Raw genomic sequence first — 14,397 nt, forward strand, 5'->3', positions numbered from 1 at the left:
AAAATGAAAAGTAGCAAGCTCGTTAAAAGGATCGTTACTTGTCAAGGTAGTATTCAGCTAGTTACCGCTTTATCAGTTCTTAACTATCGAGAGCAAGAGCAAATAGACTACCAATACGAAAATTACCTGGTTATTTACGATCTCAATTCTCCTCCAGGACAAATCGATGCCTTTGCTGCCTTCATCAAAAAAATGGCGCAACTAATCTGTGACTGGAAAAAAATAGTATATATTCTTCCCGAACAGATGCAGGCAATGGCTAGTAAAAGTAGCTCAACCAATTCTTTAACCTATTTTCAGAGAGTGCATGAGCTAGTTGAAACAGATTCTGCTGATGAAATTTACTTATCCCGAAACTGGCAATTTGGCAATCAGCTTTTTACTAATGCCTATCAGTTAGCCGAAAAGATTTGCTATGGTGATAGTATCGGCATTTACTTTGGGTCAGACTCTAAGGCATTTTTTCTGCCTCAAAGTTTACCCAAACAACTATTAAGTAAGCTGCTGATCGAGTCGATTAATCGCACTAAATTAATTTTGGGTTATCCAGTTTTGCGGGCGATCGACTTCGACCGAGGCTATTTTTGTCTTCCATACATATTAGGCGAAAACCCGCCGATGCCAGTTACCATAACTGACAAGACAAGTCTGCTCAAAATATTCAAACAATTAAAAAGTCTGTTAGATCGCGATTATATCAGCCAATTACGGCAGCAAATAGGGGATGCGCCCGTATCAATTCTTTTGACCTCAAATTTTTCTGAGGCTGGGAGAATGACATTACAACAAGAAATAGAGGCTTATCGAGAGTTTTTCGATAGTATTGATGTTTCTCAAGGCTCGGTTTTAATTATTAAACCGCATCCGAGAGATAGCCTGCAAAAAATGGTAGCGTTGAGCAAGACCCTGAAAGAGCTTTTTGAGCAAATTATTATTCTTTCAGAAACGAGCTTCTTTTTTCTGCCTTTTGAAGCTTTTTTTACAGCAGCTTTTTTGGATGAGAATTTAAAGTTAACTAATCAAGTTAGAGTATTTGCCTTTAGCTCTGCTTGTTTATCATTAAAATTACTGTTTAATATTCATTCTTTTATTGGTTTTGGCAATAAAATTACTAGTAAATTTTTTGCTCAAGATTATGCCCCTGGTAGAATTAAACACGAACAGGACTTAAAAGAGGCACTAACAAAAATCGGCGTTGCTAATATAAAATATTACAATTCGTAGCTTTTAGCTTTTTACTAAATCCAATCTAATAGATTACTAAAATAATTATTTCAATTTCATATCCCAATTCAGCAATGCTCAAAAATCTAAATCGAGTTTTTCCCTAAACAGTTAGAAAAATGTCCTATGACCATAAAAAAACGCTGGCAAAAACTATTTTGGCTCGTCAGAAAACCAGTAGTTCACTCGTTCAGAAATCTTTATGTGCAATACAACAACCCCGATGCCAATCTATCTGCTCCTATAGTTTGGAAATATGATGATATTGAGGCGATTAGCATTGGTAGCCAGACGCTGATCGAACCATTTTCTCAGATCGTTGTCGAAGTTAGCTCGCCATTAACTAGTATTCCAGGTCGTCTAATTATTGGCGAAAAAGTAATTATTGGCTCAGGAGCAAATATTCGGGCTGCGGGAGGGGAAATATCGATCGCTGGCAACTCCATGCTCGCTCAGCAAGTATCATTGATTGCATCTAATCATCTAATTTCTGGAGAAAAACCTTATCGAGATCTACCTTGGGATGAATCAAAAGTGGGAGTTTCAATCGAGGAAAATGTCTGGATTGGGGCGGGGGTAACTGTTCTTCCTGGTTGTGCGATCGGCAAAAATTCGGTGGTTGGAGCAGGTAGTGTGGTTACCAAAAGCATTCCAGCCAATGAAGTCTGGGCAGGAATACCAGCAAGAAAGATTAGAAATGTTGTCAAATCTAAATATTTAGCTTATCCCAGCACTTAGTAAGTATCAGCAGGCAAAATTAAATAGCCAATAATTATTTGGTTAATAAGTTTGTTAATCTGAATGATTTTGGGATCATAGTTAATTTTTTTTGATTGTATTCGCACTCAGAGGGTAATTAAATGACTGCATCAATAACGAAATTTGCCATAGATGATGTAACGGGAATTAAAGACTATTATGAATCTTATGGATATGTGGTAATCAAAACACTTTTAGATCGTGCCAAGATAGAGCATTTTATTAAACAGTACGAAAAAATAAAGCGCAACAAGTTTTTTATTTATTACAGCCAAAGTTTGCACTTGCCTTTGCGACCTAAAATTACTAATGAAGGTTTTATTGAAGAGTCTATAGAAAGAGTTCAAGATTTAAAATTTTTTCCTGGTTTTTCGCAAGCTACCTTAAAGTGCTTAATCGCTCAGCCAATTTCTGAGATACTGGGCATATTATCTGGCTCCTCTAGTCATACAATGTGGCAAAATATGTTTTTTGACAAGTCAACAGGAACTGTAGAGCATCAAGACCACTATTATTTAGATACTAATCCTCCAGGAAATCTGATTGGTGTCTGGTATGCCCTAGAAGATATTCATCCAGATTCTGGCTGCTTTTTCGTAATTCCAGGTAGCCATAAAGCGCAGGTCTTCAGTCGCGAGAATACATCGTCAACAAAAGGGGGACTCAAAGCCCTAATTCCCGATCATGAAGATATGAGGAAAAAAATAATCAAGCTAATTCAAGAAAAGAACTGTGAATACAAAGCTTTTCCTTTGAACAAAGGAGATGTTTTATTTTGGCATCCTTATACTATTCATGGTGCTTACCAGAATAAAAATCCTCAATTCAGCCGTAAATCTTTTACAGCTCACTTTTATCCCTCACATTTGGAACGCCTAGATGCTCAAACCCCTTGGTTAAAACGTTCGGCTAATCCTCATATTTTGATCAGAAGAAACAATTTGAGAGTATATGGATGGAATGTCAAACAGTATGCAATTTACTTCTTTAATAAATTAAGAGGTGAAGAAATTACTATGGATATGCGTAGAAAAAGCTATGAAGATTATTCTGAATAAAGTTTTAGCTTTAACCGATTGTATAGTAAATTTTCGCTCTTTAACTTTAAACAATTATGGCGGTCATAAAATATGGCTTAACTAAGTTATTTATCTGCTAGATGAAAGCGTATTAGTATTAGAGATACCAAGCATTTTTTGACAACAAGCTGATAAATAAATGTAAGAGAAAAAAACATTGAACCAGCATTTATCGAAAAATATAGAATTAGGAATTACTTTGTGCTTGTCTGCATTTTACCTTGGAATTGATCTTCCTAACCCAATTCCTAGTGCTTTAGCTCTACTAAGTTTTTTAATCATTCCTCTTTTGATCATTCGGCAATGGAAAAAATTCATTTATGTTGCAACTAGAGATATACCGCTGATCCTGGCGGTAGCAATTGCTGTGTTTTCGGTGCTATGGTCTACCAATCCAGAGGAAACCTTGGCTCACAGTAGAGCCTTGACATTTTCGACTGCGTTCGGCATCTATCTGGCAACGCGCTACACGCCAAAAGAGCAAATGCGCTTAATGGTTTGGCTGTTCGGCAGTTATATGTTGCTTAGTTTAGTAGCTTCGTTAATTTTGCCATCTTACGGGACGGATATTAATACTGAGGGATTGTCTTGGCAAGGAATTGCTGGTCATAAAAATGCCTTATCAGCTGCCATGGGTTTAGCTGCTACGCTTTTTTTGGATCTCGCTCTTTATGGCTATAAATATCGAAGGATTGTCTCTTTGGGAGCGGGAATTTCCTTTATCTTAATTGTGCTTTCTAAGGGAAAAGGTGGTCTGGCGGTATTCATTGCCTTGCTTCCTCTGTTGTTACTTTATAAACTTGCCAAACAGGAGTATCGGTTGAGAACTTTTCTTAGTGTTTTTGCCTTCGCGATCGCTTTAGTTCTGATTGTAGCTACTTTGCTCAATTTAGAGTTCATCACGGTCGAGCTTCTGGGCAAAGATGTGGAATTAACTGGACGTATCCCTTTGTGGAATTATTTAATCCAAAGAGGGATGGAGAAATCTTGGCTAGGTTATGGATATGGTGCATTTTGGACTAATCCCCAGGAGACTTTACTGGTGGCTCTCAATGTACCGTGGATGTCAACTATAGCAGATGGTATTACAAAAGCTCACGCTCACAGTGCCTACATCGATTTGTTTTTGCAACTAGGTTGGGTAGGCGTGTCGCTAGTGACGCTTAGTTTTATGACTCTACTGTTTAGAGTGGTCTTGCTGTTAGGTCTAACTAGACAAATAGAGTATTTTTGGATGCTTCAGCTGTTAATTTTTATGGCTTTGGGCAATATTGCCAATAATGCGGGGGAATTTCTGGCTTATCGCTCTTTATATTGGGTTTTATATGTATCATCCGCCTGCTCGACTGCCATTCACTTAAAGAGAATTTTGAAGACTGGTAACAAATTAAAGAATCTTCAATATGAAAATACTACATATCAGCACTAAAGATGTTGAGGGAGGAGCTGCTCGTGCTGCCTATCGATTACATCAGGGACTTGAAAGCCTCAACGTTAATTCTCAAATGCTGGTACAAATCAAAGTCAGCGACGATCCAACAGTAATTGCCCCCCAAACCATTATCGAAAAGAGCATTGCCACGCTGGGAGGCATTTTAGATACAATCCCGCCACGGATTTATCGTCGGGATACTCAAATTTCATTCTCAACTCAATGGCTGCCTGATGCAATTTGTTCTAAAGTTACTCAACTCGATCCTGATTTGATTAATCTACATTGGATTAAAAACAGCCATGTGCGTATTGAAACAATGGCTAAGTTAGGGCGACCAATTGTTTGGACTCTCCACGATATGTGGGCTTTTACTGGAGGATGTCATTACGATCGAGAGTGTGGTCGATACGTTGAGTCGTGTGGTGCTTGCCCTCAACTTAAAAGCGATCGCAACTGGGATTTGTCCCGTTGGATTTGGCAGCGAAAATCTCAAGCTTGGCAAAATATTCCCTTGACTATTGTTGCTCCGAGTGAGTGGTTAGCTAAATGCGCTCGTTCTAGTTCTCTGTTTAGAAATCTAAGAGTTGAGGTGATTCCCAATGGTCTCGATCTAAAAAAATATAAGCCAGTCAATAGTCAAATAGTGCGATCGCTACTCAATCTGCCTCAAGACAAACAACTGGTACTATTTGGAGCGATTAAAGCCACCAGCGATCGCCGTAAGGGATTTCACTTGCTTCAGGCAGCTTTGCAAAGCTTATGTCAGTCAGGATGGCGGGAAAAAATAGAGTTAGTTGTTGTTGGTGCGTCACAGTCAGACAAACAGACGGATTTGGGCTTTAAAACTCATTATCTCGGGAAATTGAGCGATGATATCTCTTTGGCACAAGTTTATGCTGCCGCCGATATCTTTGTCGCACCGTCGCTGCAAGATAACCTGCCTAACACGGTAGTAGAAGCGATCGCCTGTGGAACTCCCTGTACTGCTTTTAAAATTGGCGGGATGCCAGAAATAATCGAGCATCAGCAAAATGGTTATCTAGCTCAACCCTTTGAAGTAGAAGATTTAGCTAGAGGAATTGCTTGGGTATTAGAAAACAAAGAACGGCATCATAAATTAAGCGATCGCGCTCGTCAAAAAGCCGAACAAGAGTTTGCTCAGGAATTACAGGCACGCAATTATGCGTCTCTTTATACTGACATTTTGGTTCAACAAGAGCAAAAAAATGGCAAAAAACAGCATAATTCGTCTTAAAACTTTCTTATAAATAAATTTAGAAAAATACTAATAAATATAGCAAAAATAAAGCTGAAAATAACTTTGATGATTAAATTAGTAGTTTCCTATAAATTCTAAATTTTAATTTTGTTTTTATTAAAATAAATAATCATATTTTTGACGCAAATTATTAAGTAAGATCTAAGTAATATGAATAAAGATTTTTGCTTTTGTACGCTAGCAATCAGCCATAGATACTGTCTTTTAGCAAAAGAATTGGCGGCGGATTTGGCTAAGTATGCTCCCGAAAAAATGCTAATAGTATATACAGACCAGCCAAGGCAATTTGAAAGCTGTAGTAATGTTTTAGCTTTTAAACATTATCAAAAAGGTGTGCATAGCTGTATGAATGACAAAAGATTGGTTATCGAAAAGGCTTTGTCAATATTTAATGCTGCTATATTTTTTGATGCAGATAGCAAAATTATAGCTCCTATAGATAATAATATGACTATTCAACCAGGAATTACAGTACATAGAATTGATAATATTCTTAAATGTAAGGTCAACCAAAGAAACAAATATAGAGCAGAGATAACGCAGCAAATAGCAGATAAGCTGAATATTGATTTAAAAGTCACTAACTTAATTCCAGGAAACATATTTGCCATATCAAAAGAAGATGGAAAAGAAATTGAGTTTTTTAAAACTTGGGATAAAATTGGCAGATATTTTGAATTAAAAAATCTTCATTATGCTGAAGAAAATTCAATGGGATTGGCTGCTACTAAGGCTGGATTAACGGTTAGAAGTGGCAAAAACTTAGAAGAATTAAAAAAAATTCGTCAGCATCTACATATCACAAGCCATAGCATGGAGTCTAAAACTATCTTGGAGCGTCTGAAGCGATGGAGAAATATTCCTTATCGTCTGAGCCTGGCGCTAATAATTGCTTTAAAAGACTTTAAATTTTACTTTAATAGCTAACAAGTAAAATATAAATATTTAACAAATTAACAATATTAGTAAAGTCGATCAAGTAATAATTATGAGTTCAAGAAAACCAATACTTGTGACAGGTTCACATCGTTCTGGTTCAACCTGGGTGGGTAAGATGATTGGTCTATCTCCTATGGTAGGTTATATTAAAGAACCATTCAATTTAGAGCATCGTCCTGGTATCTGTAGTGCTAAATTTGAGCATTGGTTTACATATATTTCACAGGAAAATGAGTCTTATTTTATCGATGATATCGACAAAACAATTCACTTTTTGTATAATTTTCAAGAAGAAATTAAAGCAATAAAATCTTTAAAAGATACATTACGACTTTTAAGAGACTATAGCAATTTTTATCAATATCGTATCTCAAATGCTCGACCTCTTTTTAAAGATCCAATAGCAGTATTTTCGACAGAATGGTTGGCAGAAAAATTTGAAATGGACGTGGTGGTATTAATTAGACATCCTGCTGCTTTCGTTAGTAGTTATATAAAGAAAAATTGGTACTTTGATTTTGAGCATCTTTTAAAGCAGCCTTTACTAATGGAGAAACACCTATATCTTTTTGAAAAAGAAATAAGAGAATCTACTATAAAAGAATATGATCCTGTGGATCGAGCATCATTATTGTGGAAGCTAATTTATCATGTCGTCGCCAAGTATCGCGATCATCATAAAAATTGGATGTTTATCAAGCATGAGGATATTTCCTTAAATCCTCTAGCTGGTTTTCAAGCAATTTTTAATCATCTAAACTTAAATTTTTCAGCCGAAATTAAGCAAACAATTGAAGAATATAGTAATCCTCAAAATCCTAGCGAAACATTTAAAAATGAAAATGCCTTTTTGTGGCTTACTAATGGTAATTTAAAACGAGATAGTAAAGCAAATATTTTCAATTGGCAACATAGACTTAGCGAAGAAGAAATATATAGAATTAGAGCAAAAACAGAAGAAGTCGCTAACAGATTTTATTTAGATCGAGATTGGAATATGTAGTAGTTACACTTTTGATTGATTTAAGTAAAAAAAGAATGTATTTAGCGATCGCGAAAAAAATGGCGCTCGTTGTTTTCTTCGATTTTTTATTAGATTTATGAAGCACTCTTGGAGTAAAATAGCCAAAATTCCCCTGACTTCTGATGTTATCCCCTTGTGGCTTGTCCTCGAATGAGGGGACTTGTGACTTACTTCTTATATGCAATTACGATAAACCACTCCATCATGAGAATAAAAATCAGTCGCTCGCAAAAACAATTAAAAAAAATCATTTTGTAGTCACTTTTGAGGTTTAGTCTGTAGAATTAAATCTTTGCTTTTTAAAATAGATGTTTGGTCAGCGATCGACTAAACAAATTTTAGAAATCTTATTTTTTCTACTAAGGTAAACCAATGGAATCAATACTAGATCAAGCTTTTAGCTCATTTAATAAATATAGCGGTTGGATCGTCTGGAATTTATTCTTGGCTTTTATTCCTCTAGTTCTCAGCTTTTGGTTATTTACCAGACGTACTAAAAAGCGACGTCGCCCAATGGCTGAGTCCGAAAGACTTGCGCAACGGCGATCGCTACTTTGGTGGATAGGTTGGCTCGTTTTTATTGCCTTTTTACCCAATGCCCCTTATTTGTTAACCGACATAATACATTTAATTGAGGCAATTCGTGCGGGTTATTCAATTTGGATTACTACGTTAATCTTTATTCCTCTACACCTATTTGCGATTTTGATGGGTTGGGAGGCTTATGTAATTTCTTTGATCAATCAAAGTCGTTATCTTAAGCAACAAGGAGCTAAAAAATTTATTCTAGCTAGCGAACTGATAACTCATGCTTTATCGGCGATCGGTATTTATTTGGGCAGGTTTCGTCGCTTTAATAGTTGGGATTTAGTTACTCAACCTAATATTGTATTTACTTCAACCATAAATGATTTAACTACTCAAAAACCTTTATTAGTAATAGTCATTACTTTTATTATTTTAACAATATTTTATTGGGTGATGAAACAAATTACTTTAGGCATTTTACTCCGAATACGTTATTTTATTGCCAATTCAGATAATTAGACTTCAAAATTATTAATTAGCTTATTTGCCAATAAAATTTTTGGTCGAACTCACGTTAAATGAAGATTTAAATACGAAAAACATCAACAAATATTTGCTTATCTCCTTTAAGTCGCAGCTGATTGGGAGAATCATAAAACATCATCAATCCATCTTCTGCTTCCCAACAAGAATACAAAGCTAAACCTTCGGCGTGATCTGAACCGATAGTAAAGGGTAAATCAAATAAAGGGAATAGTTCAGACTCATCTTGTTCTTGAATCATATCCCCTTCGCTTTGCGCTGCCTTACGCCACCGAAAAACCTGCATTTCTCCTTCAAGAGCCATTGTTGGACCAGCTAGAATCAGCAAATCGTCACCTTGCCAACATAGCTCACGCACCCCCAAACCGTTTAAATTTAAAAAATATTTCTTATATTTTGCTCCATCATCACCAATCTGTTTAAGTTCTAATATTCCCGCTTCCTTCTCTATTGGTTCAATTTCTAAAACAATTGCCCAACCGCGTAATACAGGACCTCTTAAACCGAGTAATAAACGTCCATCTTTAACCGCCAATCCTTCAATGTCTAAACCATTATCTTTAGAAGGAATGCCCATTTCAAGAAATGGTTTGAGATGTGGATCTTCAGTTAGAGCCTCAAATAAAATATTTCGTTCGGCTGTAGTTTGCAAACAGGCTGCACTCAAGCTGTTACCCTCTTGAGGAACAAAAGACTTAATTAACTTACCGTTAATCACTGGAATTCTCGCTAAAATAAAGCGATTGAGATCCGTTGTAATAGTTGCCATCCGTTCTAGGTTCGTTGCCAAATCATCTTTTTTTGGTTTTTTACGTTTAGTACTGTGTGAACCCGTAAGCCAGAGATAGCCATCAGAAAAATCCATTCCCTCGATGTCCATTTCATCATCAGTATTAAACAAATCAATGTAATCTTGCAGTAAAAAACTCTGATGTTCGCCGTAGTGATGACAGCCAAGAGGGGAAAGCCTTTCAATCCCAATCATTTCGTCTGAACCAACCCACAAACTACCATCAGGACTAAAAGCCGCGGCGGAAATGTCGCTGATGATTTTTTCTCTTTCAGCTTCAAAATCGAGCAAGACGCGAGTAAGAAAAAAGTATGAGGGGTGAGACTGAGACATATAAATTTTAAATTAATGGTGTAGTGTAGCTAATTTTACTGCGATTACGCTCTGCGTGTTTTTAAAATTTTAGTTAAAAATTGCTCGGAATCTATCTATCTAGAAAGGTATTGTTAAACTAGTAATTTAAAATCTAATTACCAATAGATAATGGTCTTAAATCGCCAAGCTTTAGAATCGAAACTGCTACAACAGTTGTTAGCTCATCCCAAATTAGATCTTAAAATCTGGAGTGACGAAGAACTACTGCAATCTATTAAAGCAACTCTACAGCAACAGTCGACCAAAGAACTGTGGATCTTTGCCTATGGTTCGCTAATTTGGAATCCATTATTTAATTATAGCGATCGCTGTTCGGTTGTAGTTGAAGGCTGGCAAAGACAATTTTGTCTTTTAGCACCTGTTGGTAGGGGTACAATTGATAACCCAGGTTTAGTTTTAGGTTTAGAACCAGGAGATCGTTGCCAGGGAATTGCTTATCGTTTACCGATCGATGAAAACCTAGAGTCGGAATTGTTACTGCTGTGGCGCAGAGAAATGGTAGTTGGTTCTTATTTTCCTACTTGGATTACTGGTAAAAATAGTAATTCTAGTATTGAAGTTTTAGCGTTTACAGTTAACTGTCAACATCCCGTGTACGTCAATAATTTATCGCCTGAAAAGATTATTGAATCATTGGCTACTGCTAAAGGCAGCTTAGGTTCATCTGCCGAATATTTGAGCCATACTGTACAGGGTTTGTTAGCAGCGGGAATTGAAGATGAAATTTTAATCGAACTGGAGCGATTGGTGAAAAAAAGGCAACAAGAGCTTATTTTATTTGCTAAATAATATTAGCACATTATCACTGGAGTTTAGCGATGCCAAACCCCTCGAACGAGCTAAATTAATCAGATTTAATCAAATTAAATTTCTTAGTTCAAACTCTCATCAGAACTATAGCCTACTGCATTTCGCATGAAGGCTAACTGTTGATCAAAACCAATTGTTTCTAACGATTTTAACAACTCTTTTCCTTCAGAAGATAGCTGATAATCGCTAGGAAATTCCACAACAGAACCTTGTTCCATTTCGGCTGCCAATTGATACCAGAAAAATAGCTTTTGGTTAGAAGAATAAGATTTATAGGTATTAAATTCTTCGCGAGCGCTACCAGATAAAATATCTTTTTGTACCTGTAGCTGATCGTCTTTAGACATTTCTTTAATGCTGTTGATTAGACTATTAGCTTGGTCTAAATTTTCTCCTTCTCGTTCTGGTTCGGGTGTAATTTGCTCTTTGGCAATATCTTTATACAAAAACCACAAGACAGCTAATTGATCGTCATCTGATAAAGAATGAAGCTGATTGATTTTTTCTTCTGCTACTTTGCTCATAAAATATCTCTATTATTTGTTGTTTAGATTAGGTTTTAGTTGCAAAAAATCGTAACTAGCTCCCTATTCATATGTTTATCATGAACAAAATGTCCGATTAAGACACCTATAGTTAGCCGTAGATATTTACCTAAAATCTAATATTTAAAACCAGACTTTCGTTAGAGGAAATTAACAGCTTATTATTCTAAATTGTATCTTTTAGCGCATTTTAAGAATCCGAATCAAAAACCTAGTAGCGCTACGCGTCGCCCTTTAGGGCATAAAGTCAGAAGTCCCCTCATTCGAGGACAAGCCACAAGGGGATAACATCAGAAGTATTTAATTGCGCGGCTTCGAGGATTTACTAAAACTAACAAACCATAATCGATAAATCATCTGCGTTCATTACTTGCGATATGCGAAGCGGTATCCTTTAGGACGCGAAGCGGTATATCCGCAGGTATATCCTTTAGAAGACTTTTATACAGCAAGATCTCAGACAGATCAGCCCACGACTAAATCTCTAATTTTTTGACAGTGAGGACAAAAATAATATCTGCGACTTGCCGAAATTTCTTTGATAATAGAATTATTGCAGACATAACATGGTCGTTCCTCTCGATTAAATACCCAATGACGATAATCTTGATATCTGTATCCCTGTTGCTTTAGCCGCTGTACTAACTGCAAATCGTTAGTAATGCCTTTTGTTTGATAAGATTGCTGAGGAACTTTAATCGTAGCTTGCGCCAAAGCAAATATCTGTTCCTGGCTACAGTCAACAGGACGTAGTGTCGGATGCACTCTCGCAACAAACAGTATTTCGCTACGAAGATAATTACCCAAGCCCGCCAAAAAACCTTGATCCAGAAACAAACTAGTAAAGCGTCGGCGATAAAAAGATTTGTTAAGTAACCTGGCTTTAACTTTCCTCGTAGTTGTTTTGCTATCTAAAATATCCAAGCCAAGACGACTCAGAAAAGGATGAATAGCGATCGCAGCTTCATCCAACACCTCTATATCCGAAGCACTATAAAGTAAAGCTGACTTCTGTTCATTATGAATTGCTAATCTTAACTGGCGTTTAATTTGAGGATAATTATCAGCCTGACAAATCATCCACTTACCATAAAGTTGATTATGAGAGTAAATACTCAAGCCGTTATCAAAGCGAATCAACATCGCTTTCCCTTTAGTATCCACCGTCGTAACTAGCTGCTTTGCCAATATCTCCTCGTATGGCTTGAGATGCTCAAAAGCGAAGAAAATTTTTGTTATTGGTTTAAGCGCGATCGCTTTAGCTATTTTATCAGCAGCAATCCTAATTTCAGGGCCTTCGGGCATTATATTTTAATTAACTGTCAGCAGTTTAAATTATCTCATCGCCAGAGACATTTTACGTTTTGGGGGTTTAAAGGCAAGATCTAATGCTTGTAAATCTTCATTTGCCAGTTTAATTTCCAAAGCAGCACGATTTTCCTTGACGTGATCGGGATTAGTAGCTTTGGGAATAGAAACAACACTGTCTTGATGCAATAACCAACTTAGAGCAATTTGTGTTGATGTCGCATTATATTTAGCTGCAATATCTCCCAACTTAGAATCATTGACAAAAGCCTGTTGTTCTACGGGTGAATAAGCCATAATCGGAATTTTACGCTGTCTACACCAGGGTAACAAGTCCCATTCAATACCGCGTCGCAGCAAATTATAAAGCACCTGATTGGTAACTATTTCTTTCCCTCCAGGTAAAGACTCCGCCTCTTCCATATCATCTGTGTCGAAGTTACTTACGCCGTAATCTAAAATCTTCCCTGCTTGTTTGAGATACTGCAATCCTGACAAGGTTTCCGATAATGGAACAGATCCGCGCCAGTGAAGTAAATATAAATCCAGATAATCTGTTTTAAGTCTGGATAAAGAGCGATCGCAAGCAGCAATCAAGCCATCGTAACTAGCATTGTAGGGATAAAACTTACTTACTAAATATATTTCTTCTCGACGACCAAAAATAGCCTCTGCAACTATCTTTTCTGCACCACCTTCCCCATACATCTCGGCAGTATCAATTAGCGTCATCCCTAATTCTATTCCCAAACGTAACGCTTCAATTTCTGCCTGTTTTTGGCTGGCTTTTTCACCCATGCGCCATGTTCCCTGTCCGAGTATTGGTATTTTTCTGCCTGATGGTAACTCAATCATTGTCATTTTTCTAATCCTTTTATAACAACATCAACTAATTCGTCAACAAATTCATCTGTCAGTAGTTGATGTTTGAGTAATAAACGATAAAATAATGGGCTGTACAAAGCGTCGATCGCAACTTCAGCATCTATACCTTCTTTTAACTCGCCTCTTTCTACGCCCCGTTGAAATATTCTTTTGGCATCTTCTCTTCTAGGAGTAAGCCAATTTTCGCGAAACGCAGCGATTAATTCATCGTTAGACTGCCCACAGCCCATTACGCTAGCCAAGACTTCTCCTTTTGAACTATTCATCAGTTTAACTATCTTCTGCATTTGCTCTCTAAAATCCTCTTTAGCCGTACCAGTGTCGGGAAAAACTATTTCTGTGTTGACCACTGCCAAAAAAGCATCCATCGCTAGTGCTGCTTTACTTTTCCAGCGACGATAAATAGTTGGTTTACCTACTTTAGCTTTGGCTGCAATTCCTTCGATCGTCAAATCCATAAATCCAACTTCGCTAAGCATTTCATAGGCTGCTTTGAGAATTTTTTCTCTGGTTTCAGGCGCTCTAGGTCGTCCGCGGCCAGATTTGACAAGGGTTTGAGTTTTTTTTATTGTAGAGGTTGACATATTAGTTTCTGTTATATTAATTAAGCAGAGTAATATTAATGAAGCCAGTTATAATTCAAGTTATGGTAAAGGATCTGATTACTTATAGTCAAATCGCGATCGTTATTGAAGAACTATCATAACTATAAAGTAACTTTGGTTTAATTATTTTTTATTATTTTTGACTAAAAAACTTAACGCTAAGATACGTTAATTAAAATAAAAGATTAAACATAAATTGGTTTAAATCGTGACAGACATCAGACTTATTGACTTTTGAGAAATACACCTAAAAAGATTGAAAAAACATC

General features: G+C 36.6%; 14 protein-coding genes. 9 read left to right on the forward strand and 5 right to left on the reverse strand.

Annotated elements, in window-relative coordinates; genetic code table 11:
- Positions 1 to 3 precede the first annotated feature (3 nt).
- The 8 genes from V6C71_06440 (at position 4) to V6C71_06475 (ending at position 8,786) form a co-directional block, all read left to right on the forward strand.
- A complete protein-coding gene (locus V6C71_06440) occupies positions 4 to 1,224 on the forward strand; it encodes a polysialyltransferase family glycosyltransferase (protein ID HEY9768135.1) in 1,221 nt (406 codons plus the stop codon).
- Between the two features lie 126 nt (positions 1,225 to 1,350).
- Positions 1,351 to 1,962, forward strand: coding sequence for an acyltransferase (locus V6C71_06445; protein HEY9768136.1), 612 nt, complete (start codon positions 1,351 to 1,353; stop codon positions 1,960 to 1,962).
- Between the two features lie 122 nt (positions 1,963 to 2,084).
- Complete coding sequence (locus tag V6C71_06450; GenBank protein ID HEY9768137.1) at positions 2,085 to 3,041, forward strand: phytanoyl-CoA dioxygenase family protein; 957 nt, start codon at positions 2,085 to 2,087, stop codon at positions 3,039 to 3,041.
- A gap of 178 nt (positions 3,042 to 3,219) precedes the next feature.
- Complete coding sequence (locus tag V6C71_06455; protein ID HEY9768138.1) at positions 3,220 to 4,491, forward strand: O-antigen ligase family protein; 1,272 nt, start codon at positions 3,220 to 3,222, stop codon at positions 4,489 to 4,491.
- A complete protein-coding gene (locus V6C71_06460; GenBank protein HEY9768139.1) occupies positions 4,466 to 5,752 on the forward strand; it encodes a glycosyltransferase family 4 protein in 1,287 nt (428 codons plus the stop codon). The genes V6C71_06455 and V6C71_06460 overlap by 26 nt, the downstream gene beginning before the upstream one ends.
- A gap of 174 nt (positions 5,753 to 5,926) precedes the next feature.
- Positions 5,927 to 6,703, forward strand: coding sequence for a hypothetical protein (locus tag V6C71_06465; GenBank protein ID HEY9768140.1), 777 nt, complete (start codon positions 5,927 to 5,929; stop codon positions 6,701 to 6,703).
- 61 nt (positions 6,704 to 6,764) lie between these two features.
- Positions 6,765 to 7,718: a sulfotransferase gene (locus tag V6C71_06470; protein HEY9768141.1), complete on the forward strand. Its 954-nt coding sequence runs from the start codon at positions 6,765 to 6,767 to the stop codon at positions 7,716 to 7,718.
- 393 nt (positions 7,719 to 8,111) lie between these two features.
- Complete coding sequence (locus V6C71_06475) at positions 8,112 to 8,786, forward strand: DUF1361 domain-containing protein (GenBank protein ID HEY9768142.1); 675 nt, start codon at positions 8,112 to 8,114, stop codon at positions 8,784 to 8,786.
- A 67-nt stretch (positions 8,787 to 8,853) separates the two neighbouring features.
- On the opposite strand, the gene V6C71_06480 is transcribed toward V6C71_06475, so the two are convergent.
- Complete coding sequence (locus V6C71_06480; protein ID HEY9768143.1) at positions 8,854 to 9,933, reverse strand: DUF3616 domain-containing protein; 1,080 nt, start codon at positions 9,931 to 9,933, stop codon at positions 8,854 to 8,856.
- Between the two features lie 150 nt (positions 9,934 to 10,083).
- Between V6C71_06480 and V6C71_06485 the strand changes: the two genes are divergently transcribed.
- Positions 10,084 to 10,764, forward strand: a complete 681-nt coding sequence (locus V6C71_06485) for a gamma-glutamylcyclotransferase (protein HEY9768144.1) — start codon at positions 10,084 to 10,086, stop codon at positions 10,762 to 10,764.
- A gap of 83 nt (positions 10,765 to 10,847) precedes the next feature.
- Here the strand turns inward: V6C71_06485 and V6C71_06490 are convergent, their stop codons facing one another.
- From V6C71_06490 to V6C71_06505, 4 genes are all read right to left on the reverse strand, one after another.
- Complete coding sequence (locus V6C71_06490; protein ID HEY9768145.1) at positions 10,848 to 11,309, reverse strand: orange carotenoid protein N-terminal domain-containing protein; 462 nt, start codon at positions 11,307 to 11,309, stop codon at positions 10,848 to 10,850.
- Positions 11,310 to 11,795: 486 nt separating this feature from the next.
- Positions 11,796 to 12,635 carry an endonuclease VIII gene (nei, locus tag V6C71_06495; GenBank protein HEY9768146.1) on the reverse strand — a complete coding sequence of 280 codons (840 nt, stop codon included), beginning with the start codon at positions 12,633 to 12,635 and terminating at the stop codon, positions 11,796 to 11,798.
- Between the two features lie 30 nt (positions 12,636 to 12,665).
- Positions 12,666 to 13,499, reverse strand: a complete 834-nt coding sequence (locus tag V6C71_06500) for an aldo/keto reductase (GenBank protein ID HEY9768147.1) — start codon at positions 13,497 to 13,499, stop codon at positions 12,666 to 12,668.
- The gene (locus V6C71_06505) at positions 13,496 to 14,107 is read right to left on the reverse strand and encodes a TetR/AcrR family transcriptional regulator (protein ID HEY9768148.1); all 612 of its coding nucleotides are present in this window, start codon (positions 14,105 to 14,107) and stop codon (positions 13,496 to 13,498) included. The genes V6C71_06500 and V6C71_06505 overlap by 4 nt, the downstream gene beginning before the upstream one ends.
- Positions 14,108 to 14,397: the final 290 nt, after the last annotated feature.

This window comes from Coleofasciculaceae cyanobacterium, from assembly GCA_036703275.1.
Classification (GTDB): Bacteria; Cyanobacteriota; Cyanobacteriia; order Cyanobacteriales; family Xenococcaceae; genus Waterburya.

Excerpts from the sequence above, each read along its gene's own strand:
- V6C71_06445 (HEY9768136.1), top strand. The coding sequence starts at position 1,351 with ATGACCATAAAAAAACGCTGGCAAAAACTATTTTGGCTCGTCAGAAAA.
- V6C71_06475 (HEY9768142.1), top strand. The coding sequence starts at position 8,112 with ATGGAATCAATACTAGATCAAGCTTTTAGCTCATTTAATAAATATAGC.
- V6C71_06470 (HEY9768141.1), top strand. The coding sequence starts at position 6,765 with ATGAGTTCAAGAAAACCAATACTTGTGACAGGTTCACATCGTTCTGGT.
- V6C71_06485 (HEY9768144.1), top strand. The coding sequence starts at position 10,084 with ATGGTCTTAAATCGCCAAGCTTTAGAATCGAAACTGCTACAACAGTTG.
- V6C71_06460 (HEY9768139.1), top strand. The coding sequence starts at position 4,466 with ATGAAAATACTACATATCAGCACTAAAGATGTTGAGGGAGGAGCTGCT.
- V6C71_06450 (HEY9768137.1), top strand. The coding sequence starts at position 2,085 with ATGACTGCATCAATAACGAAATTTGCCATAGATGATGTAACGGGAATT.
- V6C71_06440 (HEY9768135.1), top strand. The coding sequence starts at position 4 with ATGAAAAGTAGCAAGCTCGTTAAAAGGATCGTTACTTGTCAAGGTAGT.
- nei (HEY9768146.1), bottom strand. The coding sequence starts at position 12,635 with ATGCCCGAAGGCCCTGAAATTAGGATTGCTGCTGATAAAATAGCTAAA.
- V6C71_06480 (HEY9768143.1), bottom strand. The coding sequence starts at position 9,933 with ATGTCTCAGTCTCACCCCTCATACTTTTTTCTTACTCGCGTCTTGCTC.
- V6C71_06490 (HEY9768145.1), bottom strand. The coding sequence starts at position 11,309 with ATGAGCAAAGTAGCAGAAGAAAAAATCAATCAGCTTCATTCTTTATCA.
- V6C71_06465 (HEY9768140.1), top strand. The coding sequence starts at position 5,927 with ATGAATAAAGATTTTTGCTTTTGTACGCTAGCAATCAGCCATAGATAC.
- V6C71_06500 (HEY9768147.1), bottom strand. The coding sequence starts at position 13,499 with ATGACAATGATTGAGTTACCATCAGGCAGAAAAATACCAATACTCGGA.
- V6C71_06505 (HEY9768148.1), bottom strand. The coding sequence starts at position 14,107 with ATGTCAACCTCTACAATAAAAAAAACTCAAACCCTTGTCAAATCTGGC.